General features: G+C 34.2%; 20 protein-coding genes and 3 pseudogenes. 2 read left to right on the forward strand and 21 right to left on the reverse strand.

Annotated features, from left to right (window positions below; genetic code table 11):
- Window positions 1-7: 7 nt before the first annotated feature.
- The 14 genes and pseudogenes from nuoL to aspS form a co-directional block, all read right to left on the reverse strand.
- A pseudogene (gene nuoL, locus ACPWTF_RS13865) lies at window positions 8-1892 on the reverse strand (NADH-quinone oxidoreductase subunit L).
- A 6-nt stretch (window positions 1893-1898) separates the two neighbouring features.
- The gene (gene nuoK / locus ACPWTF_RS13870; RefSeq protein ID WP_008466103.1) at window positions 1899-2219 is read right to left on the reverse strand and encodes an NADH-quinone oxidoreductase subunit NuoK; all 321 of its coding nucleotides are present in this window, start codon (window positions 2217-2219) and stop codon (window positions 1899-1901) included.
- The gene (locus ACPWTF_RS13875; protein ID WP_095929645.1) at window positions 2219-2758 is read right to left on the reverse strand and encodes an NADH-quinone oxidoreductase subunit J family protein; all 540 of its coding nucleotides are present in this window, start codon (window positions 2756-2758) and stop codon (window positions 2219-2221) included. The genes nuoK and ACPWTF_RS13875 overlap by 1 nt, the downstream gene beginning before the upstream one ends.
- Window positions 2759-3304 (reverse strand): NuoI/complex I 23 kDa subunit family protein, encoded by a 546-nt coding sequence (locus ACPWTF_RS13880; protein ID WP_111286267.1) that lies wholly within the window; start codon window positions 3302-3304, stop codon window positions 2759-2761.
- Window positions 3305-3390: 86 nt separating this feature from the next.
- Window positions 3391-4443: an NADH-quinone oxidoreductase subunit NuoH gene (gene nuoH, locus ACPWTF_RS13885; RefSeq protein WP_427871620.1), complete on the reverse strand. Its 1053-nt coding sequence runs from the start codon at window positions 4441-4443 to the stop codon at window positions 3391-3393.
- A gap of 6 nt (window positions 4444-4449) precedes the next feature.
- Window positions 4450-5479 (reverse strand): annotated as a pseudogene (locus ACPWTF_RS13890) (2Fe-2S iron-sulfur cluster-binding protein).
- 172 nt (window positions 5480-5651) lie between these two features.
- On the reverse strand, window positions 5652-7022 hold the full coding sequence (gene nuoF / locus ACPWTF_RS13895) for an NADH-quinone oxidoreductase subunit NuoF (protein WP_201999056.1): 1371 nt from the start codon (window positions 7020-7022) through the stop codon (window positions 5652-5654).
- A 1-nt stretch (window position 7023) separates the two neighbouring features.
- Window positions 7024-7554 (reverse strand): complex I 24 kDa subunit family protein, encoded by a 531-nt coding sequence (locus ACPWTF_RS13900; protein ID WP_012023324.1) that lies wholly within the window; start codon window positions 7552-7554, stop codon window positions 7024-7026.
- 197 nt (window positions 7555-7751) lie between these two features.
- The gene (locus ACPWTF_RS13905) at window positions 7752-8990 is read right to left on the reverse strand and encodes an NADH-quinone oxidoreductase subunit D (protein ID WP_095929651.1); all 1239 of its coding nucleotides are present in this window, start codon (window positions 8988-8990) and stop codon (window positions 7752-7754) included.
- A gap of 21 nt (window positions 8991-9011) precedes the next feature.
- On the reverse strand, window positions 9012-9533 hold the full coding sequence (locus tag ACPWTF_RS13910; RefSeq protein ID WP_095929652.1) for an NADH-quinone oxidoreductase subunit C: 522 nt from the start codon (window positions 9531-9533) through the stop codon (window positions 9012-9014).
- 1 nt (window position 9534) lies between these two features.
- Window positions 9535-10083 carry an NADH-quinone oxidoreductase subunit B gene (locus tag ACPWTF_RS13915; RefSeq protein WP_095929653.1) on the reverse strand — a complete coding sequence of 183 codons (549 nt, stop codon included), beginning with the start codon at window positions 10081-10083 and terminating at the stop codon, window positions 9535-9537.
- 149 nt (window positions 10084-10232) lie between these two features.
- Window positions 10233-10598: pseudogene (locus ACPWTF_RS13920) on the reverse strand (NADH-quinone oxidoreductase subunit A).
- Between the two features lie 242 nt (window positions 10599-10840).
- Complete coding sequence (locus ACPWTF_RS13925; RefSeq protein WP_007137066.1) at window positions 10841-11035, reverse strand: cold-shock protein; 195 nt, start codon at window positions 11033-11035, stop codon at window positions 10841-10843.
- Between the two features lie 308 nt (window positions 11036-11343).
- Window positions 11344-13095 (reverse strand): aspartate--tRNA ligase, encoded by a 1752-nt coding sequence (gene aspS, locus ACPWTF_RS13930; protein WP_427871624.1) that lies wholly within the window; start codon window positions 13093-13095, stop codon window positions 11344-11346.
- 157 nt (window positions 13096-13252) lie between these two features.
- Here aspS and ACPWTF_RS13935 point away from each other — a divergent pair, with 157 nt between their 5' ends.
- Both ACPWTF_RS13935 and ACPWTF_RS13940 read left to right on the forward strand, forming a co-directional pair.
- Window positions 13253-14248, forward strand: a complete 996-nt coding sequence (locus ACPWTF_RS13935; RefSeq protein ID WP_427871625.1) for a TlpA family protein disulfide reductase — start codon at window positions 13253-13255, stop codon at window positions 14246-14248.
- A gap of 210 nt (window positions 14249-14458) precedes the next feature.
- Window positions 14459-14806, forward strand: coding sequence for a toxin-antitoxin system YwqK family antitoxin (locus ACPWTF_RS13940; protein WP_095929657.1), 348 nt, complete (start codon window positions 14459-14461; stop codon window positions 14804-14806).
- A 57-nt stretch (window positions 14807-14863) separates the two neighbouring features.
- Here the strand turns inward: ACPWTF_RS13940 and ACPWTF_RS13945 are convergent, their stop codons facing one another.
- The 7 genes from ACPWTF_RS13945 to odhB form a co-directional block, all read right to left on the reverse strand.
- Window positions 14864-15976, reverse strand: coding sequence for a PepSY-associated TM helix domain-containing protein (locus ACPWTF_RS13945; protein WP_427871627.1), 1113 nt, complete (start codon window positions 15974-15976; stop codon window positions 14864-14866).
- A gap of 262 nt (window positions 15977-16238) precedes the next feature.
- Entirely contained in the window at window positions 16239-17789 is a 1551-nt protein-coding gene (locus ACPWTF_RS13950; RefSeq protein WP_427871629.1) for a PepSY-associated TM helix domain-containing protein, read from the reverse strand.
- A gap of 5 nt (window positions 17790-17794) precedes the next feature.
- Window positions 17795-18094 (reverse strand): hypothetical protein, encoded by a 300-nt coding sequence (locus ACPWTF_RS13955; protein WP_427871631.1) that lies wholly within the window; start codon window positions 18092-18094, stop codon window positions 17795-17797.
- Window positions 18095-18107: 13 nt separating this feature from the next.
- A complete protein-coding gene (locus ACPWTF_RS13960; protein ID WP_250834461.1) occupies window positions 18108-18440 on the reverse strand; it encodes a hypothetical protein in 333 nt (110 codons plus the stop codon).
- A 61-nt stretch (window positions 18441-18501) separates the two neighbouring features.
- Window positions 18502-19998: a TonB-dependent siderophore receptor gene (locus tag ACPWTF_RS13965; RefSeq protein ID WP_427871633.1), complete on the reverse strand. Its 1497-nt coding sequence runs from the start codon at window positions 19996-19998 to the stop codon at window positions 18502-18504.
- A gap of 256 nt (window positions 19999-20254) precedes the next feature.
- The gene (locus ACPWTF_RS13970) at window positions 20255-20983 is read right to left on the reverse strand and encodes a carboxypeptidase-like regulatory domain-containing protein (RefSeq protein WP_427871634.1); all 729 of its coding nucleotides are present in this window, start codon (window positions 20981-20983) and stop codon (window positions 20255-20257) included.
- A gap of 218 nt (window positions 20984-21201) precedes the next feature.
- Window positions 21202-22446 carry a 2-oxoglutarate dehydrogenase complex dihydrolipoyllysine-residue succinyltransferase gene (odhB, locus tag ACPWTF_RS13975; protein ID WP_427871636.1) on the reverse strand — a complete coding sequence of 415 codons (1245 nt, stop codon included), beginning with the start codon at window positions 22444-22446 and terminating at the stop codon, window positions 21202-21204.
- Window positions 22447-22481: the final 35 nt, after the last annotated feature.

Genomic DNA, 22481 nt, shown 5'->3' on the forward strand with positions numbered 1-22481 from the left:
AATAATATTATTGAGCTAAAAATATATAGGAAACAATTGCACAAAGTCCTAAAACAAATACAAATAGATATAATCCTATACTTCCGGTTTGTAATTTTTTTCCTTGGAAAGCAATTTCGCTTGCTATTTTACCTAATCCAAAAACAGCGGCAGATAATACAGTTTCAACGTGATCTCTAAAGAATTTAGATAAAACATTAATTGGTTTCACAAATACTGCATCGTAGATTTCGTCTACATAATATTTGTCATATAAAAGTCTGCTTAAACCAATAATGTTTTCATCAGATTCTGGAACATTATCTTGTTTAAAGTATTTTACGTAAGCAATTAAAATTCCAAGTAATCCGCCTAAAACAGCTACACCCATTAAAGTGTATTCTGTTGCGCCTAAATGGTGTTCTTCACCTGCCACTTTTGTGAAAAGAGGAGCAAGGTATCCATTTAACCAGCTGTTTCCAGGTAAACTTATTAATCCGCCAAAAGTTGCCAAAATAGCTAAGATGATAAGTGGAATAGTAATTAATGAACCACTTTCGTGTAAGTGATGTTTTTGTTCTTCAGTTCCTCTAAATTCTTTGAAGAAAGTCAAGAACATTAAACGGAACATATAGAAAGCTGTCATGATTGAAGCAATCGATCCAACAACGTATAATGGAATACTGTGGTGGAATGCTGTCAATAAAATTTCGTCTTTAGAAAAGAATCCTGAGAAGAAGGGAACTCCTGAGATTGCTAATGAAGAAATCAACATGGTCCAGAATGTAATTGGCATTGCTTTACGCAAACCTCCCATATTACGCATATCTTGTTCTCCGTGTAATCCGTGAATTACAGATCCAAATCCTAAGAATAAACAAGCTTTAAAGAAAGCATGAGTAATTACGTGGAAAACCGCTACTTCATAAGCTCCAAAACCTAATGCTAAAAACATTAGACCTAATTGAGAAACTGTAGAGTAAGCCAATACTTTTTTGATATCGTTTTGAACAAGTCCGATTGTAGCAGCAACTAATGAAGTGATAGCTCCAATAATTGCAATTACAGATTGAACATCTGTTGCAAGGTCAAAAACAAAATTTAATCTTGTTACCATAAAAATACCAGCAGTAACCATGGTAGCTGCGTGGATTAATGCAGAAACTGGAGTTGGTTGCAGCCATCGCATCAGGCAACCAAGTGTATAACGGAATTTGAGCAGATTTACCACAAGCCCCAATAAACAAGCATAAAGCTGCTAGAGAAAGTAATGGTAAATTTAAATTTGTAGCTCCAGCAATTGCCGTTTTTAAAGTTGCATAATCTAATGTAGAGAACATTGAACCAATGATGAACATTCCGATTAAAAGACCTAAATCTCCAATTCTGTTCATGATGAAAGCTTTTTTCGCGGCATCATTGTAATCTTGGTTTTTATGCCAGAATCCAATTAATAGGTAAGAACAAAGTCCAACACCTTCCCATCCGATGAAAAGAACTAATAAGTTGCTTCCAATTACAAGTGTAATCATGAAGAATACGAATAGATTTAAATACGCAAAAAATTTGTGCATATTCTCATCATCATGCATGTAACTGATAGAGTATAAGTGAATCAAAGATCCAATTCCAGTTACAAAAAGTAACCAAAGAACAGATAATTGATCTAATAAAAATCCAAGATTGATTTTTAAGTTGCTAATTTGAATCCAATCAAATAAAGTAACTTCGATTCCTTTTCCAGTTGAAGTTATTTGATTAAAAAGTAAAAGAGAAACTACAAAAGAAATAGCTACAGCAATTGTTCCGATTGCACCAGAAACTGTTTTGCCTAAGCTTTTTCCAAAAAAGACATTTACTAGAAAACCTAGTAAAGGAGTTAAAACTAAAATTAAAGCTAAATTGGTATCCATTTCTGATTATCCTTTTAAATTTTTTAAATTATCGATACTGATTGATCCGATATTTCTAAAGATAGAAACTAAAATGGCCAATCCTACCGCAACTTCGGCTGCAGCAACCGCCATCGAGAAGAACACAAAAACTTGTCCTTGCGCATCTTGATGATAAGTTGAAAAAGCAACAAATAAAAGGTTTACCGCATTCAACATAATTTCGATAGACATGAAAACGATAATAGCATTTCGTCTGTACAATACACCAAAAATACCAATACAGAAAAGTACAACACTTAAAAAGATGTAGTTTTCAATACCTATTTGATTTAATATATTACCCATTATTTATTTAATTTTTCTTTTTTAGACAATAGAACTGCTCCAATCATAGCAACCAAAAGTAGGATCGAAGCAAATTCGAACGGAACCATATATTCGTTCAATAATATTTTACCTAAAACTTTAATTGATTGGAAATCTTCTCCAGTAGAATCGTATTCACCAACAATTGGTTTCGAATTAATAAAGATTGTAATCAAAACAATCAATATTAAACAGAAAGAAACAATAGCACCTAAACGTGTAATTCTAGGGCGGTGAACTTCTCGCTGTTCGTTCAGGTTCATCAACATGATGGTAAACAGGAACAGAATCATAATAGCTCCGGAGTAGACTATTATATGAACAACAGCTAAAAACTGAGAATTTAATAGTAAATAATGACCAGCGATTGAAAAGAAACAAATTACCAAGTAGATGGCACTATGAATCGGGTTTCTACTGAAAATAGTCAAGAAAGCAGTAATAACGGTAATGAACGCTAAAAAGCAAAAGATAACTTGAACAGTTGTTGCGTGTGCAAAATCAGGAATATGTATCATTTAGTTAGCGTTTTTAAGTTGAGCGTTTTTCAAAGCCATTTCTAAAGGCATTACTAATTTATCTTTCCCGAAAATGAAATCTTCTCTATTGTAATTAGCAGGAACTAATACTTTAGATTCAGTTAGGTAAATAGCGTCTTTTGGACAAGCTTCTTCACATAAACCGCAGAAAATGCAACGAAGCATATTGATTTCATAGATTTCTGCATATTTCTCTTCTCTATACAAGTGTTTTTCATCAGGTTTGCGTTCTGCAGCTTTCATAGTGATCGCTTCTGCAGGGCATGATAAAGCACATAATCCGCAAGCTGTACAGTTTTCACGGCCTTGTTCATCACGTTTCAACATATGTTGACCACGGTAAACTGGACTCATTTCACGAACCTGCTCTGGGTAATGAATGGTAACTTTTTTTCTGAAAAGGTGTTTTACTGTAATAACCAAACCTTTTACAATCGCCACAAGATACAATCGTTCAACAAAAGACATGTCTTTATTTGACACCACCTTTTTTCTACCCGATAATGATATAGTTTCTATTGACATTTTTACTATTATAGTTTATGATTTATAATTTGACATCGATCAAATTCAAAATCTATTTTGTTTTTATTTGAAGCTAATTACAGTTCTTAGAATCCTAAAGCAGCTAAGATTTCGTGTCTTAAAATAACAACACCTGTAATCATGATATTAATAATCGAAAGCGGAATTAATATTCTCCAGCCTAAGTTCATTAATTGGTCATATCTAAATCTTGGAATTGTCCAACGTACCCACATATAGAAGAAAATGAAGAAACATATTTTTATAAATAATGCTCCAATTCCTAATAAGTTTGCTGTATTTACACCTACATTTTCTACCATCCATTGCATTCCTGGGTAATTGTATCCACCAAAGAATAATACAGAAATAATAGTAGAAGAGATAAACATACTTGCATATTCAGCAAATAAATAGAATCCCATTTTCATAGATGAATATTCGGTGTGGTAACCTCCAATTAATTCGTTTTCACATTCTGCTAAATCGAAAGGAGTTCTGTTTGTTTCTGCAAATGAGCAGATTAAGAAAATTAAGAATGATAATGGCTGATAAAAAACATTCCAATTCATTCCTTGCTGCTGTAATGAAATTTCTTTCAAACTCATTGTTCCAGTCATCATCAATAAAGCAATTATTGATAATCCCATAGCAACCTCGTAAGAAACCATTTGAGAAGCGGCACGAATTGCTCCCATTAAAGAGAATTTATTGTTAGAAGCCCATCCACCAATCATGATCCCGTAAACTCCAACAGAAAGAACTCCGAAAATGTATAATAAAGCAATGTTTACATCTGTAGCTTGAAGAATAATATCTCTTCCGAAAAGATGCAAACGATCTCCCCACGGAATTACAGCACTAGTCATTAAAGCAGTACTCATTGCAATTGCAGGTTCAACTACGAATAAAAATCTATTTGGTGTGTTTGGAAAAAATTCTTCTTTAGAGAACAATTTCATACCATCTGCAAGTGGTTGTAATAAACCTCCCCATCCAGCACGGTTTGGTTCAACACGATCTTGCAAGAAAGCAGCAACTTTACGTTCTGCCCAAGTAGAATACATCGCCATGATCATTGTTACCGCGAAAACGACAACAATAACAACACTTTTTTCTATAATAAATGCACTTTCCATTTCTTACTATTTTTGATCTTTATCAGTTAATGGAATTGCAGCCATACTAATCTTTTTACGGTCAATATCTCTACCTAAAAGGATATTTTTTTCAGTATCGATTGTAACTTTCTCTAATTTTTGAGTATAGTTGTTTTGGTTGATAACAGAATCTTTTTCAAATTCTCTTGACAGCTTCAATTACCCAGTCATTCACATTTTTGTGATCAAAACGACAGCTGTTGCAGATGAATTCTTCCACTTCATGGTACTCGTCTTTACGACCAGTTACACGCTGAATTTCTCCACCAAACATCCAAACTGTAGTTTTTCCGCAGCATCCTGGAGTAGTACATTCTCTGTGCGCGTTATAAGGTTTGTTAAACCAAACTCTTGATTTAAAACGGAAAGTTTTATCTGTTAAAGCTCCAACTGGACAAACATCAATCATGTTTCCAGAGAACTCATTGTCAATCGCTTTAGAAATTCCAGTTGAAATATTAGCGTGGTCACCACGATCCAATACTCCGTGAACTCTGTTGTCTGTCAATTGATCTGCAACTTGTACACATCTTTGGCATAAAATACAACGGTTCATGTGAAGTTGAATATTTGGACCAATATCTTCTGGTTCAAATGTTCGTTTCTCTTCAATGTAACGTGATTTCGGATTTCCGTGCTCAAAACTTAAATTCTGTAAATCACATTCACCAGCTTGATCACAAATAGGGCAATCTAATGGGTGATTGATTAATAAAAATTCTGTTACAGATTTACGAGCTTCAGTTACTCTTGCAGACGATTTACTGTTTACTTCCATACCATCCATACATCCTGTTACACAAGATGCCATTAATTTTGGCATTGGTCGTGGGTCAGCTTCACTTCCTTTAGAAACTTCAACTAAACAACAACGACATTTACCGCCGCTGCCTTTTAATTTTGAGTAATAGCACATGGCTGGCGGTACTAAATCCCCTCCAATCATACGTGCAGCCTGCAGGATTGTTGTTCCTGGCTCTACGTCTATACTTTGACCGTCTATGGTTACTTTCATCTCTTTGTTTGTTTTTTTAGTTTCAGGTTTAAAGTTTCAAGTTGTTGGACTTGAAACTAAAAAAACTTGAAACTTGAAACTATTTTAAACTTTTTTGTTGAAAGTCGGAATATTGAAAAGAATTGCTGTCCTTTTTAACATTATGAACTTTATAACTTTCTGCTTTTTATTTTTATACGATTACTTTACCGCCAACTAAATGCTTAACTTGTGAGAAAGGCTCGGCAACAAAGTGATCTCTATTTTTAATTTTTTCTGGGAAACGAACGTGATATTCAAATTCATCTCTAAAGTGACGAATCGCTGCAGCTACTGGCCAAGAAGCAGCGTCACCAAGTGGACAAATTGTGTTTCCTTCAATTTTACTCTGAATGCTCCACAATAATTCGATATCTTCTTCACGGCCTTGACCGTTTTCGATTCTCCATAAGATTTTTTCTAACCATCCAGTTCCTTCACGGCATGGAGTACATTGTCCGCAAGATTCGTGGTGGTAGAAACGAGCAAAGTTCCAAGTGTTTCTAACGACACAAGCAGTATCGTTATAAACAATAAATCCTCCAGAACCTAACATAGATCCAGTAGCAAAACCACCATCACTTAAAGATTCGTAAGTCATTAAACGATCTTCGCCATTTGCTGTTTTGAAAATCAATTCAGCTGGTAAAATTGGCACAGAAGAACCTCCAGGTACAAATGCTTTCAAAGGTCTGCTTGAAGACATTCCTCCTAGATATTCATCAGAATTCATGAATTCGTCAACGCTTAAACCTAGTTCAATTTCATAAACGCCAGGATTTTTAATGTGTCCTGAAGCAGAAATTAATTTAGTTCCAGTAGAACGTCCAATTCCAATTTTAGCATAATCATCACCAGAATTGTTTACAATCCAAGGCACAGTCGCAATTGTTTCGACATTGTTTACCACAGTTGGGTTTGCCCAAAGACCAGAAACTGCTGGGAAAGGTGGTTTAATACGAGGATTTCCTCTTTTACCTTCCAATGATTCGATTAATGCTGTTTCTTCTCCACAGATATAAGCTCCAGCTCCACAGTGAACGTGAAGTTCAAGATCATAACCTGATCCTAATATATTTTTTCCTAACCATCCGGCAGCTTTTGCTTCGGCGATTGCTCTTTCTAAGATTTTGAAAACCCACATATATTCTCCACGAATGTAGATATACGATAGGTTAGCGCCCAAAGCATAGCTTGAAGTAATCATTCCCTCGATCAATAAGTGAGGAATGTATTCCATTAAAAATCTATCTTTGAATGTTCCAGGCTCAGATTCGTCGGCATTGCAAACTAAGTGTCTTGGTTTTCCTGATTTTTTATCAATAAAGCTCCATTTCATTCCCGCAGGGAAACCTGCTCCACCACGTCCACGTAATCCTGATTTTTTTACTTCTTCAGTAACTTCATCTGGAGTAAGTGTTTTTAAAGCTTTTTCTACAGAAGCATAACCACCATTTTGGCGATACACTTCGTAGGTTTTAATTCCAGGAATATTGATTTTATCTAATAATATTTTTTGTGACATCTTATTTATCGTGTAATATTATTTTATCATCTCTACAATCAGCAATGATCTGATCGATTTTTTCTTCTGTCAGTTTTTCTTTGTAGAAATCTCCCAATTGCATCATTGGAGCATATCCGCAAGCACCTAAACATTCTACACCAGCAATGGTAAACATTCCGTCTGGAGTTGTTTCGCCCATTTTAATGCCAAGTTTTTCAGAAGTATAATCCATTAAATCCTCGGCACCTCTTAAACAACAACAAGAAGTCTGGCAGAACTCAAACATGTACTTACCAATTGGCTTCTGGTTGAACATCGTATAGAAAGTAACCACTTCATAAACCTCAATTGGTTTTATTTGAAGAATCTCGGCAACTTTATCTTGCAATTCTATACTAAGCCAGTTGTTGTGTGCATCCTGAACTTCATGCAAAACAGGCAATAAAGCCGATTTTTGTTTGCCCTCAGGATAATGACTGATTAATTCATTGATACGAGCGATCAATGCTTCAGTCATGTTTATTTCTTGTTTGTAATGTTTACGTTCCATTTTTATTTTAGATTTTAGATTTTAGACTTTAGATTTTTTCAAATCTTTATCTACAATCCTTATTCTGCAATCTTTGTTTTAAGTTTTAGATTCTTCAATCTGAATTTTCAATTCTCAATTATAATTTTAAACCTAAATTCTAAAATCTGCATTCTCAATCAGCAATCTAAAATCTAAAATCTAAAATCAACAATTATTTAGGCGTCTAATTCTCCTGCAATTACGTTCAAACTTGATAAGATGATAATTGCATCAGAAAGCATGGCACCTTTAATCATTTCTGGGAATGCTTGATAATAAATAAAGCATGGTCTTCTGAAATGTAATCTATATGGAGTTCTGCTTCCGTCTGTTACTAAATAAAAACCAAGCTCTCCATTTCCTCCTTCTACTGGGTGATAGATTTCTGCAACTGGTACAGGAACTTCTCCCATTACGATCTTAAAGTGATAAATTAAAGATTCCATAGAAGTGTAAACGTCTTCTTTTGGAGGAAGGTAGTAATCTGGAACTTCAGCGTGATATTCGTTTCCTGGAGGCATTTTTTCTAACGCCTGACGAATAATGCTTAAACTTTCCCAAACTTCAGCATTACGAACACAGAAACGATCGTATGTATCTCCTGATTTTCCAACAGGTACAATAAAATCGAAATCTTCGTAAGAGGAGTAAGGTTGTGCTACACGTACGTCATAATCAACTCCAGCGGCACGTAAGTTTGGACCTGTAAATCCGTAAGCCATTGCTTTTTCAGCAGTGATACCACCTACGTTTACAGTTCTATCAAGGAAAATTCTATTTCTCTCGAATAAGTTTTGGAATTCTTGCCAAACTGGCGGGAATTCTTCAAGGAATTTATCTAGTTTTTTGAAAACTTCTGGAGACCAGTCTCTTTCAAAGCCACCAATTCTTCCCATATTTGTAGTCAAACGAGCTCCACAAATTTCTTCGTAGATTTCGTAGATTTTTTCTCTAAATTGAAAAACGTATAAGAAACCAGTATACGCACCAGTATCAACACCCAAAATCCCGTTACAGATAATGTGGTCTGTAATACGAGCCAGCTCCATAACGATAACTCTTAAGTACTGAGCTCTTTTAGGAACTTCAATGCCTAATAGTTTTTCTACAGTCATCCACCATCCCATATTATTGATAGGAGAGGAACAGTAGTTCATACGGTCTGTAAGAGGTGTAATTTGATAAAAAGGACGATTTTCGGCAATTTTTTCGAATGCTCTGTGGATGTAACCAATAGTTGGCTCAGCCTCAAGAATTTTTTCACCATCCATCAACAAGATATTTTGGAAAATACCGTGTGTAGCAGGGTGAGTCGGACCTAAATTCAGTACAGAAAGTTCGCTTCCGTCTTCGTTTAGTCTCTCCTTAATTATTTTAGCATATCGATGCTCTGGTGGTAATAATAGTTCTGACATTTTATAATGTTGAATTATTTTTTAGCAATTTGTTGTTGTTCTTCCGAAGAATCGGTCATCCTTATCTGTTCTTCCGCTGTCTTCCAATGGGAATTCTTTTCTCATTGGGTGAGACAACATTTCATCCATATTTAAAATACGTTTCAATTGAGGATGGCCTATAAAGTCAATCCCATAGAAATCGAAAGTTTCTCTTTCCATCCAGTTAGAAGACAAGAAAATGTTTGAAACCGATTTAATTTCTGGTTTTTCGCCGTTTAAGAAAACTTTGATTTTTAATCTTTTGTTTTCATACCAGTTGTGTAAATGATAAACAACTGCAAACTGGCGTTCTGTTTCGTTATCTGGATAATGAATGCCGCACAAATCTGTTAAGAAGTGAAAGCGTAATTCAGGATCATTTTTAAGGAATAGAATCAGGGGCGTAATTTTATCAGCCGAAGCTTCTAAAGAAAAAATATCTCTTTCTTGCTGAAAATTGAAAACATCGTTATTAAATGTTTCAGTAAGTTTATCTTGGATCAGGGTGTTTTCTAAAGCCATCTTATGAGATATTATATGAAGCTAATAATTCTTGGTATTCAGGTGAGCTTCTTCGTCTCACAGATTCGCTTTTTACCAGGTCTTGAAGTCTCATAACTCCATCAACAATTTGTTCTGGTCTTGGCGGGCATCCTGGTACATACACATCAACAGGAATTACTTTGTCAATTCCTTGAAGAACAGAGTAAGTGTCAAATACTCCTCCTGACGAAGCGCATGCTCCAACAGCAATAACCCAGCGAGGTTCTGCCATTTGTTCGTATACTTGTCTTAAAATTGGAGCCATTTTTTTAGAAATAGTTCCCATTACTAATAACATATCGGCTTGTCTTGGCGAGAAACTCACACGCTCAGAACCAAATCGAGCTAAGTCATAGTGAGATGCCATTGTTGCCATGAATTCGATACCACAGCATGAAGTCGCGAAAGGAAGCGGCCATAATGAGTTAGCTCTTGCTAAACCAACAACATCACTAAGTTTTGTAGCGAAGAAACCTTCACCCGTAACTCCTTCTGGCGGCGCAACCATATTTACTTTTGAATCGCTCATTTTATTTTAGATTTCTGATTTTAGGTTTTAGATTTTTGAAATCGTAAAAGGTAAAATCAATTTTTTAAATCAGTACTTTAAATTTGAATTCAAATTTTAAATCTCAATATTAGATAAATCTAAAATCTCAGATCTAAAATCTAAAATTATTATTCCCACTCTAATGCTTTCTTCTTGATGATGTAAAAGAAACCAACTAAAAGCAAAGACATGAAAACTAACATTTTTAGCATTCCTTCAATTCCTAAGTCTTTAAAGTTTACTGCCCAAGGATAAAGGAAAATAACCTCTACGTCGAATAATACGAACAAAATGGCAACTAAGAAGTATTTTACAGAAAATGGAATACGGGCGTTACCAACAGATTCGATACCACACTCGAAGTTTTTATCTTTAACTTCAGAGGTTCTTCTTGCTCATAATTTTCCAGAAATAATGATTGTTCCTACCACAAAACCAACAGCTAGAATAAACTGCATTAAAATAGGAATGTAACTGTATTGATCAGATTGCATAAACTTCGATTTTTTACTTAAAAAATGAGCCACAAAGATAACTTGGAACTCTGTAAAACACAAGCTAAAAAAGGATTTAAGTAGGGTAGTAAACCGCGTTTATGTCTAATTTTTATTCATTATAAATAACATTGCGTTATTTTAATATTTTTTTAAGAATTGGGTAAAAAAAAACGTCCCGATACTTCGGGACGTCTTCTGAGACCATTCAGAGGCAAAAAAAATAAATTGCTATATTTTTCTTAGATTACTGCTACTTTAGCAGCAACTTTCCCTTTTCTTCCTTCTTCTTCTTCATAGCTTACACGGTCACCTTCGCGTAATTCTTCCGCGTTAATTCCTGAAGCGTGAACGAAGATGTCTTTTCCTGTTTCTTCGTCTGTAATGAATCCATAACCTTTAGATTCATTGAAAAATTTTACTGTACCTGTACGCATTTGTAATGTAATAATAATTTATAATAAACAAATGTAATATTTAAAATCATACAAAAGACATATACGTGTTAATTTTTTGTAAAAATTATTGATTTACAGTGTTTTTACGCGGTTTATTGCGTCAAATTGTTTATAAAATACCATAATTTGCGAATCATTAATTGTAGGAATATAAAAACATTACGTTTGTAGGAATATGATAATTCACAAAAAATAGCATTTAAGATTTTTCTTAGTATTTCGTTAAATTAAAAAAGCCGCTGAAATTTCAGCGGCTTTTTGTTTTTTTATGAATAATTTACTTCAAATTAAGCAATATCTACTTTAATTCGAAGTTCTTTTAATTGTGCGTCGTCAATTGCAGCAGGAGCATCGATCATTACATCTCGTCCTGAATTGTTTTTAGGGAAAGCGATGAAATCTCTAATTGTTTCCTGACCTCCAAGAATTGCCACAAGTCTGTCAAGACCAAAAGCAAGTCCTCCGTGAGGTGGTGCTCCAAATTGGAAAGCATCCATTAAGAAGCCGAATTGTGCTTTTGCTTCTTCTTCAGTAAATCCTAAATATTTGAACATTAATTGTTGTGTCGCTTTATCATGAATACGAATAAATCCACCTCCAATTTCATTTCCGTTTAAAACCATGTCATAAGCGTTTGCACGAACTTTTCCAGGTTCTGTTTCTAGTAAAGCCATATCTTCTGGTTTTGGAGAAGTAAATGGATGGTGCATTGCATGGTAACGACCGCTTTCTTCGTCTAACTCTAATAATGGAAAATCTACAACCCATAATGGAGCAAATTCTTCAGGATTACGTAAGCCTAAACGAGTTGCTAATTCCATACGTAAAGCAGAAAGCTGGGCACGTGTTTTGTTTGCTGAACCAGAAAGAACAAAAATCATATCTCCAGGATTTGCTTCTGTTGCTTTTGCCCAGTTTATCAAATCGTCTTGATCGTAGAATTTATCTACAGATGATTTGTAAGTTCCGTCTTCGTTGCATTTTACGTAAACCATTCCTGATGCTCCAACTTGTGGACGTTTAACCCAGTCAATTAACCCGTCGATTTCTTTACGAGTATAATTTCCTGCTCCAGGAACAGCAATTCCGACAACTAATTCTGCTGCATTAAATACAGGGAATTCTTTGTGTTGTGCAAATTCATTTAATTCTCCAAACTTCATTCCGAAACGGATGTCCGGTTTGTCGTTTCCGTATGTTTTCATGGCGTAGTCGTAAGTAATTCTTGGGAATTTATCTACTTCAATGCCTTTAATTTCTTTTAATAAATGTCTTGTCAATCCTTCGAAAATATTCAAGATATCTTCTTGCTCTACAAATGCCATTTCACAGTCAATCTGAGTAAACTCTGGCTGACGGTCTGCACGTAAATCTTCGTCACGGAAACATTTCACAATTTGGAAATATTTATCCATTCCACCTACCATCAATAGTTGTTTGAAAGTTTGTGGAGATTGCGGTAAAGCATAAAACTGACCTTCGTTCATACGGCTTGGCACAACAAAATCTCTCGCTCCTTCTGGAGTCGATTTGATTAAATATGGAGTCTCCACTTCGCAGAAATCCAAATCAGATAAATATTTACGAACTTCCATTGCCACTTTGTGACGGAATAATAAACTATTTTTTACTGGATTTCTTCTGATGTCCAAGTAACGGTATTTCATTCTGATATCTTCTCCACCGTCAGTTTCATCTTCAATTGTAAAAGGAGGAGTAAGTGCAGTATTTAAAATCGTTAATTCTGAAACTAAAATTTCAATTTCACCAGTTGGGATGTTTTTGTTCTTAGCTTCACGTTCAATAACAGTTCCTTTTACCTGAATTACAAATTCACGTCCAAGTGTTTTTGCCAATTCAAAAACAGTTTTATTAGTACGACTTTCGTCAAAAATAAGTTGTGTAATTCCGTAGCGGTCACGTAAATCGACCCAATTCATAAATCCTTTATCACGCGATTTTTGAACCCAGCCTGCAAGTGTAACTTCGGTATTAATATTTGAAGCGTTTAATTCGCCACAATTATGACTTCTATACATAATCAAAATTTTAGACTGCAAAAGTAAATACAAAATTCAAGATAATATAGTAAAGTGATAAGTTGATGCAGAATAATTTTAAATATTTTGTTAATTCCAAAAAGTGGAAGCTTTAATTTCTTTAGTTTTGATTATCTAAAAACTAATTGAAATACCTATGAAAAAACTCTTTGTTGCAGGATTAGTAATTTTTAATACTTTAAACATAGTCGCTCAAGACACAAATTCTATCAAGTTTACGGCTACAATTGCCAATAGAAATAGTGATACTTTAATAATTAAGGGAAGAGATAATTTTGAGAAAATAATCCCAATTGATAAAAGAGGAACTTTTGCAACCACTTTTAATGCTCCTCAAGGATTTTATGTATTGTATGATGGGAAGGAATCTTCTAATTTGTATTTAAAACCAAATTCTGAAGTCAATTTAACACTAAACGCGCAAGAATTTGATGAAACGATTGTATATAAAGGTAAAGGAGTAGAGGAAAGTAACTTTTTAGCGCAACAGGCCTTAAAGGATGAAAACTTTACTAAAGAGGCTTTTACTAAAGAACCGAATGAATTTGCTGCTTTACTGGATGGCAAATTGAAATCGGATACAGAAAAAATAGAGAAGAGTGATTTTTCGGCAGACTTTAAAACGGCTTTAAAGCGCAGTTTTGAAAGTTTTCATCAATATGTAGCGCAAGATTACGAGAGAGTTTTAAAATCAAATAAATTTATAGGAAAAGCTTCTCCGAGTTTTGATTATGAAAATTATAAAGGAGGAAAAACCAAACTTTCTGATTTTAAAGGAAAATATGTTTACATTGATTTGTGGGCAATTTGGTGCGCACCTTGCAGAGCTGAGATTCCGTATTTAAAAAAGCTGGAAGAAAAGTATCATGGAAAAAATATCGAGTTTGTGAGTATTTCTATTGATAAATTGAAAGACAGCGACAAATGGAGAAAATTTGTTGCCGATAAAAGTCTTGGAGGCACACAGCTTTTAGCTGATAAAGATTGGGAATCTGAGTTTATAGTTAATTATAATGTAACTGGAATTCCAAGATTTATTCTGTTAGATCCAAGTGGTAATATTGTAAAATATGATGCTGCAAGACCTTCAGACCCAGAATTGGATAAACAACTTACAGCATTATTGAACTAATTTATTTACGAAATTTACAACGTTATCGTAAAGTTTAAATATTTCTAAAATACCAGTAAAACCAGTGCCTGAGCGCTGGTTTTTTTATTAGGACTATTTTTCCAATGTTAAGTTTTTAATCAATGTTATCAAATTGTTAAGTAAAAGTTTTTTTAATGTAAACTATTAACTATATTTGATAAAGATTTCTTAACATTAATACCTAAAGATATGAAAAAGAGTGTAATTTTAGCTGCAATATTGTTCTCAGGAATTGTAGTTGCACAAGAAGGAAAGCCTGAATTAGAAGCTGCTGGAAACAAGGTAAAAGCAACGTATTACTATGAAAGTGGTAAAGTGCAGCAAGAAGGCTTTTTTAAAGACGGTAAATTAGACGGTGTTTGGGTATCTTATGACGAAAATGGAAACAAAAAAGCCGTTGGAGAATACGCAGACGGAGTTAAAACTGGCAAATGGATTTACTTTAATGAAGACAGCTTGAAAGAAGTAGCCTATGTTGACAACAAAGTAAGTTCGGTTAAAAATTTACAGAAAAATGCCTTAGCAAACAGAAATTAATCACATAATTTCAGTCCAATTATAAAAAAACCGTCCCGATACTTCGGGACGGTTTTTTTATACTTTTACTTTTTTAGATTTCTTGTTTCTTCCAAACCAAATTATAAATCCAGTGATAGGAAGTATGGCGGCAATTAAGCTCACGGTAAAGGCTATAATTTTTCCTGGAAGATCTAAAACTTGCCCTGTATGTATTCCGTAATTCATTTCTACCACTTGTAATCCCAAAGTCTTTTTATCAAATGTCTGGCTTTGAATCAATTTTCCGTTTGACGGATGAAAATAATAATTGCTCTGGTGATCATAACGTAAGGTATGCGGATAAGCACCTGTACTCACAATATCGCCTTTTTGTTGCGGAATCATTACAAAGAACATTTCTGCTTTTGGCTGTAATTTTAAGGTTTGAGTAAATGCTTTGTCAATTGCGGTAACTGAATTTGCTTTGAAAGTGGTTGTGTCAATTGCAGGCATTTTGGTTTCGGCTGCTTTGTCTCCGCCAAAATTGAAAGATTTATAAATTCCGTCGCCAACCCATTCGTACGTAAAAGTAAGTCCGGTTATAGCAAGAATTAAGGCAATTAATGAAATGTAAAAACCGGTAGTATTATGCCAGTCGTAATTTACTCGTCGCCATTTTGCATTCCATTTAATGGTGAAACTTCTTTTAATGTCACTTTTTCGTTTCGGCCACCATTGTATAATTCCCGAAATTAATAATAGAATAAAAATTATGGTTGCCCCACCAATAATATGTTTTCCAATATAATCGGGTAGGAGAAGGTACAAATGAATGTATTCTACAATAATAAAGAAATCGGTTTTTGGATTTTCTGTTTTTAAATATTTGCCTGTATAGGGATTAAAATAGAGATATAAATTCTCTGTGTCCGAATAGGTATAAACAATTGCCGATCTGTTTTTTCCATAATAAGCAACCATACTGGTTTTGTTTGCCGGAAGAACTTCCTTCGCTTTTTTCTGTAATTGAGATGGTAATAGAAAAGGTTTGTTTTGAGATTCAACCAAACGCCATTCTTTTCTTGTTATGTCTTTTATTTCGTCGTGAAAACAAAAAATGCAGCCCGTAATACAAACTATAAAAACAATAAGCCCAGAAATTAATCCGAGCCATTTGTGTATAAAACGTATTTTGGTTTTGAATCCCATATTTTGATTAAAAGCGTAAAAGTATACGCAAAATCGATATGAGACAAATTATTCTAAAGTATTTTGTTTACAAGTGTGAGTTTGTGCTTACAAAGAATTGATTTCTCAAAGCACTAAGTTTTTATTTTAAAACCACAGAAATTGAAAAGATTTTCTCCCGCAGATTTTATGGATAAAATAATATTAAAAAAAATTTGCTAAATCTGCAGAATCTGCGTGGAACAAAAACTTAGCGTCTTCGCGCCTTTGTGGCAAAAATCATTTAAGAAACTGCTTTTTTTGGCTTTAAATGATAAGCGGTGTATAATGAAATTCCAGCTAGGAAAATCCAGAAAACGTCAATAAAGAAAATCTGAAATTTGTTTTCCATAAATGAAGTCCAAAACCAATTTCCAGAAACGATTCCGTTAGTAATTGGAATTAAGAATCCTAAAATACTTCCTGAAATCAGACAGAATTTGTTGGTAAATGCGTCATTCTTTTTAATAATAAAGAAAATAGTCAGCAATAGCCAGCCTCCAAAATAAAGTGCGTACAAATTAGACTGACTTAATGGGTAGAAAATTTTACTTCCTATAAAAGCCAGTGCTGTAATTGGATACATGCTCAAGCAGATGGCTAAATAAATGCGAACAACAGCGTTATTGAAACGTCTTTTCTTTTCTGGCATATTGTTTTTTTGTCGAGCAACAAGCCAAATCATAACTCCAGAAATAATGACAAAACAGGTTATAATTCCTAAAATGAAGCTTACAATTTTTAAAGCATATCCGCCATAATCGCCAAAATGTATTCTATACAAAACATTTTTTACAATATCCAAATAACTGGTTTGTGCAATTGGGTCTTTTTTGGCAATTTCTTTTCCGTCGGCAACTCTGTAAACTACTTTTCCAATTCCAGTAAACTTTTTGTGGCTTAAAAGTTCGCCTTCTACCAAAACATGCATATTGGCATCTCCATAATTTTGGATAAAAACACGGGTAATTTCAAAATCGGCCCAATTCTTTTTGGTTTTGGCAACCAGCTCATTAATATTAAATGGATTAGCCAGTTTTTTATTTTCAAATTTATAATCGGGATCTGTATATTCCAGTTCCTTGTATAGTTTATCTTGGTCTCCTTTGTATAAAGCCATTACTGCTGGTGCGACAATTAAAAGTTTAATCATAAAAAATGCTCCTGTAACTGCATATACAAATTGAAATGGCAACCCAATCATTCCTAAAGCGGTATGTGCATCTGTCCAAAGTGTTTTTAATTTTTCTTTCGGACGGAACATATAAAAATTAGAAACAATTTTATTCCAATGCAATAAAACTCCTGTTATGATTGCGAATAAAAAAAACAAAGCTGTAAATCCAGATAAATAGTATCCTACAGGATATGGAATTTGTGCCAGAAAGTGCAGACGGTATAAAAGCTCACCTAATGAATACGATTCTTCATAAGTATAGCCTTTGTAATTTTTGTTGTCTAAATAAAAAAACTCTCCTGCTTGCTGTTTTTTAGGAGCCAAGGTATCTTTGGTTCCTTCCATATAAACCGCAACTCGATTTTCTACTGAAGGTTTAGAAATAGTGATATTTCTTCCATGCAAAACATATTTTTTGTCCAGATGCTGCAGTGCGTTATTGTAATCTAATTGAATTTCTCTTGTGATTGCTGTAGATTCACTTCTTTCCCAATTGATGATTTCATCTCTAAAAAAAGAAAAAGATCCAGCGAAGAAAATTACAAAAAGAACTACACTGATAACGATTCCGCTGACAGTATGCGTGTGAAAATAGATATTGTAATGACGGTTATTCATAAATATTATTGTGCCGTATTATAGGTTTGACCCAAATAGATAAAAAGACAAAAAAGTAAAGAAAGCAAGATATAAACTCCCCATATTTTCCAACCACTTTTGGCTAAAAATGCAATGATCATTAAAGCTACCCATAGAATAAAACCGCTAAAGGCCATTGTAATTAATACATTGGCACGGTTAAACCAAGAAGCTAAAGCCAAATGAAAAGTTACAGAAACAAAGTATCCTCCTAAAATTGCAGCAGTAATTTTGGAAAAGCGTGGCCAAAAAGAGGGATTTAGATATTTTGAATTTGCTGGCATAATTTGATAATGATTACTGGTAGTAGAATTCTGTTAGTGCAATAAAAACAAGTAATGCCAAAAGTAACTTACTGTTTATTTTTTTTAGTGGTGTAAGGATAATGATTAAGCTTCCAACGGTCATGAGCTGAATAAAAAACATCAAAGTGCCACAGCCTAATGATTGTGTAAAAAGCCACATCATGTAAGCAGATAACAAAAGCATTAAGCCAATGATTTTAGTTTGCTTTGGATTTTTCTGCATCCATTTTTCAAAACCCAAATCATAAGACAATACAGCTCTTTTTGAAGTGTAATAAAGAGTGTAAAAAGCTAAAAAAACGATAACGCTGGCAGTTGTAATCATAATCTTTAAAATTTAAAAAAACACCTTTCTTTTATGAGAAAGGTGTTTTTGCTGTTTTTTATTAGAATCTGTATGAGAAGTTCGCTGCTACAGTTCTCATGTTTCTTGGATGAATTGTTGACCAACCATCATATGTATCAACATTAGCAATATTGTCTAATTTTAATGTCAATGTGTATTTTTCTGTTCCGTAGAAAATAGAAGAATTTAAAACAGTATAAGAAGGTATTGTAAATTGACCAACACCGTTTCTGTTCATGATTAAGTTTTTGTCAGCATAGTTTCCTCCAAATCCTAAACCAAAACCTTTTAAATCTCCTTCTGGGAATTTATAACTTGCCCAAAGATTTGCTAAGTTTCTAGGTCCTGAACTTTCTGGTCTACGTCCTACAAAAGAAGGATCTCCAGCGTTTAAGACAGCATCAACATAGCTGTAACCCGCTACGATGTTTAAACCATCAATAGGGTTTGCAACAAATTCTGCTTCAAAACCTTTATTTCTTTGTGCCCCATCTTGATAAGGTGTTTGAGATGTAGCCGTATAAACTACATAAACTTGGTCTTTTACCTGAATGTCATAGTAGCTAAATGTCGCGTAAAGTTTATCTTTAAACACGTTTAATTTTGTACCAATTTCAAATTGGTTAGCGTGTTCTGGTTTGAAAGTTCTTGGGCGAGTAGTTCCGTCACCTAGAATTTCTGTTACTGGAGCAGAATTAGCAAAACCATCCATATAGTTTGCAAAAAGCGAAACTTTATCTATAATTGGCTGATAAACGATACCAAATTTAGGAGAAAATGCAGTTTGATTAAAGTCATCTGCACTTGTTGATACATCGCCAGCAGTTACAAAACGGTCAACACGTAAACTTGCCATTGCTGATAAAGCCGGTGTAAAATTGATTACATCAGAAAAATAGGCGCTGTAAACTTCTTGTTTTGTTTTGTTCATACTAATTCCAGCACTTGCAATAAGAGCATCAGTTCCAGCTTTAGTTAAGTTTCCATTATCTCCATTAGTAATGTATTTAGTAGGATCTGTGATGTTGTAAAGATATTGATTCACAGTGGCAACATCTAAATTACCAATATAGACATTACCATTTCTTACGTAATTAGAGCTATTGTCAACCATACCTCTGTTGAAGTAGTCTAAACCAAAAACAAGACGGTTTCTTAGGTTTCCTATTTTAAAGTCTCCAATAAAGTTTTGTTGAATATCTGTTGTTAGAGTTGTAGAATTTTGATAATTCATAGAACGTCCTAAAACAATTCCTTCACTTATTTCAGCTGGTGCATATTGGGTTCCTTCGTATAAATAGCTGTAATATCCATTAGATGAAGATGAGCCTCTTGAAACTACAGTTTGTGAAGTCCATTGGTCGTTGAATTTGTACATCATTTGACCTTGCAAATTGTATGAAGGAGTTTCGATTGCCAATTCATTACTAGTGTAAGAGCGTTTGTTGTCGTAACCTAATTCATTCATATTGTGAACCCTTAACGGAGCTGCTCTGTCTAAAAATAACATAGTAGCGTTCGTTTGTTTGTTGTTCATGAATTCTGTATTAATGAAAAACGAAAGTTTGTCATTTACTTGGTAAGATAATGATGGAGCAAAAAAGAACGATTTTTTAAATCCAGCATCTTGGAAACTGTTTTCTGTATGATAAGCAGTATTTACGCGGAAATTAATTCTGTGTTCCTCATCTACAGGAGTATTAACATCTGCCGTTACTCTGTTTAAACCATTGCTTCCGGCAGTGTAGCTAACTTCTCCTCCAAAACGATCATAAGGTTTTTTTGTAGTTAAGTTAATTAAACCTCCGTAAGAGATTAAACTGCTTCCGAATAAAGTACCAGAAGGAGCCTTTAATTACTTCAATTTTATCTATGTTAGCAGGATCTAAACCTCCGTTTGTTAATCCTGGTAATCCATTAGTCATTGTTGGCTGTACAGCAAATCCTCTTAAAGAGAAATAACCCGCACCATCACCTCCACGACCTGTAGAAGCCCAAAGAGGTGTTAATCCTGGAGCATTTTTAAGCGCATCGTCAAGATTGGTAACTACTTGTTCTTTTAATAACTCAGCAGTAATTGTAGTATAAACTTGTGGGTTTTCAAGATTTTTAAGAGGTAATCTTGATACTTGTTGTGTTTCTTTACGAGCTAGCGGATTTTTTCTGTTTCCGTTTACAACAATTTCATTTAATTCTTGAGAGTTTTCACTAATTCTAAAATCCTCAATAATTGAATCGCCACCATTAAGGCTAACGCTTTTTTCTTTAGAAGAATAACCAATTCCAGAAACTTTTATCACATAGTTGCCTGGTTTAATATTTTTAATTTCATAGAAACCGTTGGCGTCTGTGTTAGTTCCTATTTTTGTTCCTTTCAATGTGACAGATACATTATCTGCAGCTTGATTATTTGTTAAGCTAATTTGACCTTTAATAGTTGCTTTTTCCTGAGCCAAAGCAGATACGCTGGTCATTAAAGCAAAACAAAAACTCAAAAAAGAAACTGTAAATTTTAATTTCATTTTTATTTAGAATTAATTTTGATAGTGCAAATTTAATTGTTGGACTGCAACTAAACAAGTTATTCTTATTTATTCTAAATTAAATATTTTTTAAAGGGTAAAATTTACATTTTTTTAAAAAATTAACATTTTAAGCTTAAATTAAGCTAATCTTAAGCAAAAAAACCTGCTCAAATTAATGAACAGGTTTTTATTATTGTCAAAAATTACTTTAAAAATTACAACTCTAAAGCACGTTTAGCGTCGCCATTCATCAATAATTCTACTGGGTTTTCTAAAGCCTCTTTTACAGCAACTAAGAAACCAACAGACTCACGTCCGTCGATGATTCTGTGGTCGTAAGAAAGAGCAACATACATCATTGGGTGAATTTCAACTTTTCCGTTTACAGCAATTGGACGCTCGATGATGTTGTGCATTCCTAAGATTCCTGATTGCGGAGGGTTGATGATTGGAGTAGATAACATACTTCCAAAAACTCCACCGTTAGTAATTGTAAAAGTTCCTCCAGTCATATCGTCAACTGTAATTTGACCGTCACGAGCTCTTAAAGCTAATCTTTTGATTTCAGCTTCAATTCCGCGGAAAGTCAATAATTCAGCATTACGAACAACAGGAACCATTAATCCTTTTGGTTCAGAAACTGCAATTGAGATGTCAGCAAAATCATAAGCGATTTTGTAATCACCATCCATCATTGAGTTAACATCTGGATATAATTCTAAAGCTCTTGTAACTGCTTTTGTAAAGAATGACATAAAACCTAAACCAAGACCACCATGTTTTGCTTTGAAAGCATCTTTGTATTCGTTACGAATTTGGTTGATTGGTGTCATGTTTACTTCGTTGAAAGTAGTAAGCATAGCTGTTTCATTTTTAGCTGAAACTAGTCTTTCTGCTACTTTACGACGTAACATAGATAATTTTGTACGCTCAGTTCCACGGCTTCCACCAGTTGGAGTTCCCATAGATGGTACTGCATTTACAGCATCATCTTTAGTAATTCTTCCGCCTTTACCAGTTCCTGAAACTGTTGCTGGAGCAATATTTTTTTCGTCTAATATTTTTCTCGCTGCCGGAGATGGAGTTCCAGCTGCATAACTTGTTGCTGCCGGAGCCGCTTTCGGAGCCTCAGCTTTTGGTGCTTCTGCCTTTGGAGCTTCCGCTTTTGGTGCCTCAGCTTTAGGAGCTTCCGCCGCTGGAGCTGCACCACCTGCTGGTTTAGCAGCATCTGTATCAATTAAACAAACTACAGCACCTACAGCTACTGTATCACCTTCTTCAGCTTTTAGTGTAATTACACCGCTCATTTCAGCAGGTAATTCAAGAGTAGCTTTATCTGAATCAACTTCAGCAATCGCCTGATCTTTTTCTACATAATCTCCGTCTTTTACTAACCAAGTTGCAATTTCAACTTCTTTTATTGATTCCCCTGGTGATGGGACTTTCATTTCTAAAATCATCTTATTTCTTTGTTTAAGGTTTTTATGGCTTCATT

The organism is Flavobacterium sp. MMS24-S5, from assembly GCF_050320125.1.
GTDB classification, from domain to species: Bacteria; Bacteroidota; Bacteroidia; order Flavobacteriales; family Flavobacteriaceae; genus Flavobacterium; species Flavobacterium tyrosinilyticum.